The sequence below is a fragment of the Kribbella sp. genome, assembly GCF_035655035.1.
In the GTDB taxonomy this organism is placed as follows: domain Bacteria; phylum Actinomycetota; class Actinomycetes; order Propionibacteriales; family Kribbellaceae; genus Kribbella.
This window is the reverse complement of sequence record NZ_DASRVN010000113.1, coordinates 1-2,547: the sequence shown is the minus strand read 5'-3', so window position 1 is coordinate 2,547 and position 2,547 is coordinate 1. Positions and strand designations below refer to the sequence as shown.

Genomic DNA, 2,547 nt, shown 5'->3' with positions numbered 1-2,547 from the left:
GCTACTTCTTGACGCGGGTTTGGAGGCCGTCGAGGAGGGCGTCGAGGCCGAACACGAAGTTGTTGGTCAGGCCGGTGTCCAGGTCCGTGACGATCCGGCGGCGGACCGACTGCTGCATCGCCGGGTAGTCGGTGGACCTGGCTTCGGCCTGTTCCAGGAGTTCGCTGACCCAGCGCTCCTCGGAGCTGCCGGACTTCCGGACCATCTCGCGGGTCGCCACCTCGGCGCTCACCGTGCCGAGGACGTACGACATCACGCTGCCCATCGCCAGGTCCACCTCCTGATCGGAGAACCCGGCGGCGCCGAACAGCACCAGACCGCGCTCCCCGAGTTTCATCGCGTTCGGCCCGACGCTCGGGCGGGTGTACATCACCTCGGGCAGCCAGGGATGCCGCAGTACGGCGGACCGCAGGCTGTGGCCGAACAGCAGCGCACCGCTCCGCCAGCCGGCCAGGTCCGGTTCCGGTACGTCGATCTCGCCCCAGACCTCGTCGATCAGCAGGTCGATCAGGTCGTCCTTGGTCGGCACGTGCCAGTACAGGCTGGTCGCGCCGGCGTCGAGCTTGGCCGCCAGCTTCCGCATACTCAGGCCGGCCACGCCCTCGGCGTCGAGGAGCCGCATCGCGGTGGCCACGATCTGCTCCCGGCTCAGCGTCTCGCGGGCGGGTGCCGCCTTGCGTTCCCGGGTCCAGATCGTCTCTCGCATGTGCCCATCCTACTAACCACTCGCACAACGTACGAGTTCGTCGTACAGTGTGCGAGTGACTAGTACACCGTTCGAGTCTTCCGAAACCGCGACCGGGCATCCCCGGCGCTGGTGGATCCTGCTGATCCTGTGCCTGAGCCTGATGGTGCTCGTCGTCGACAACACCGTCCTGAACCTGGCGATCCCGTCGCTGATGCGCGACCTGGGTGCGACGCCGGCGGACATCCAGTGGGTGATCGACGCCTACATCCTGGCGTTCGCGGGGCTGCTGCTGACCGCGGGCAGCCTGTCCGACCGGTACGGGCGCCGCAAGATGCTGCTGATCGGGCTGGTGCTGTTCGGCGCCGCCTCGCTGCTCGCCACGCTGGCCGCTAACCCGTGGCAACTGATCGCCTGCCGCGGCCTGATGGGCGTCGGCGGATCGCTGCTGATGCCGAGCACGCTGTCGCTGCTGTTCACGGTGTTTCCGCCGGAAGAGCAGCGCAAGGCGATGGCCGGCTGGTCGATGGTCGCGATGGTCGGCGTGGTGGCCGGCCCGACCGTCGGCGGCGTCCTGCTGAACCACTTCTGGTGGGGCTCGATCTTCCTGCTGAACGTGCCGATCGCGGTACTGGCGATCATCGGCACGCTCGCGCTGATCCCCGAGTCGAAGGGCCCGGCGCGGGACGTCGACCCGGCCGGCGCGGTGCTGACCATCGTCGGGATGGCGTCGATCGTGTGGGCGATCGTGTCGATCCCCGGCAACGGCTGGGGCTCCGCGAAGGTGCTCGGCGGGCTGGCGGTGGGCGTGGTCGCGCTGACCGCGTTCGCGCTCTGGGAGAAGCGCAGTGAGCATCCGATGGTGCCGCTCGCGCTGTTCAAGGACCGGCGGTTCAGCGGTACGAGTTTCTCGATCGTGCTGCTGTCGTTCACCGCGGGCGGGCTGATGCTGGCGTTGACGCAGTACCTGCAGTTCGCGCTCGGGTACTCGCCGCTGAAGGCGGGGCTGGCGCTGATCCCGTACGCCGTGGCCGCGACCGTCTTCAACGTGCTGGGGGCGACGCTCGGCAAGAAGCTGGCGGACCGGACGCTGATCGCGCTCGGACTGCTCGTCATCGCGGGCGCCTTCGGGATCCTTACGCAGGTCTCGGACACGACCGGGTACGGGCTGCTGATCCTCGGCCTGCTGGTGATGGGCATCGGCGGTGGCCTGGCCGGCCCGGCGGCGTACACGCTGCTGATGCAGGCCGTCCCGCCGGAGCACCGCGGCGTCGGTTCCGCGATGAACGACACCGTCCAGCAGACCGGCGCCGCGCTGTCGGTCGCCGTACTCGGCAGTGTGCTCGCCGCGGCCTACTCGTCGGCGCTCCCGGACTCGGTACCGGAGCCGGCCCGCAAGTCGATCGCCGACACCCTCGCCCTCGGCCAGGACTTCTTCGCCGCCGCCAAGCACGCCTTCGTCGACGCGATGTCGATCGCGATGACCGTCGGCGCCATCGGTGCGATAGCCGGGGCGGTGGTCGCTCTGGTCGTCCTGCCCGGTCGACGTACCGGCACGCCGGACGCGGCAACGGAGTACGCCGGGACGACGGCGGGGGACCGGCCACTGGACTCCTGATGGAAATGACATTCGTTGCTGTTAATCTCGGCTGATGAGCGACGCGACGGCATCAGGGCACGATGATGGCCACGGGCATGCACACGGGCACGGTCACGGGCATGGGCATGACCACGAGCACGGCCGGATCGCCCGGTGGCTGGGTGGCCTGCACGGGCGCGTGACGCGCCGGGAAGGCTCGCGCCTCAACCGGGCCCAGGTGATCGGACTCCGCGTGGCCGCGATCGCGATCCGTACGGTGGCG

Annotated in this window: 2 protein-coding genes and 1 pseudogene; 2 read left to right on the top strand and 1 reads right to left on the bottom strand. The window is 69.4% G+C overall.

All coding sequences use genetic code 11. The features are described from left to right. Nucleotide 1: 1 nt before the first annotated feature. Entirely contained in the window at nt 2-706 is a 705-nt protein-coding gene (locus VFF46_RS06460; RefSeq protein ID WP_325036100.1) for a TetR/AcrR family transcriptional regulator C-terminal domain-containing protein, read from the bottom strand. Between the two features lie 55 nt (nt 707-761). Here VFF46_RS06460 and VFF46_RS06455 point away from each other — a divergent pair, with 55 nt between their 5' ends. Then, complete coding sequence (locus VFF46_RS06455; RefSeq protein WP_325036099.1) at nt 762-2,303, top strand: MFS transporter; 1,542 nt, start codon at nt 762-764, stop codon at nt 2,301-2,303. Nucleotides 2,304-2,337: 34 nt separating this feature from the next. Then, a pseudogene (locus VFF46_RS06450) lies at nt 2,338-2,547 on the top strand (histidinol-phosphatase); the annotation flags it as partial.

Coding starts and splice junctions, on each gene's coding strand:
- VFF46_RS06460 (WP_325036100.1), bottom strand. CDS start 706: ATGCGAGAGACGATCTGGACCCGGGAACGCAAGGCGGCACCCGCCCGC.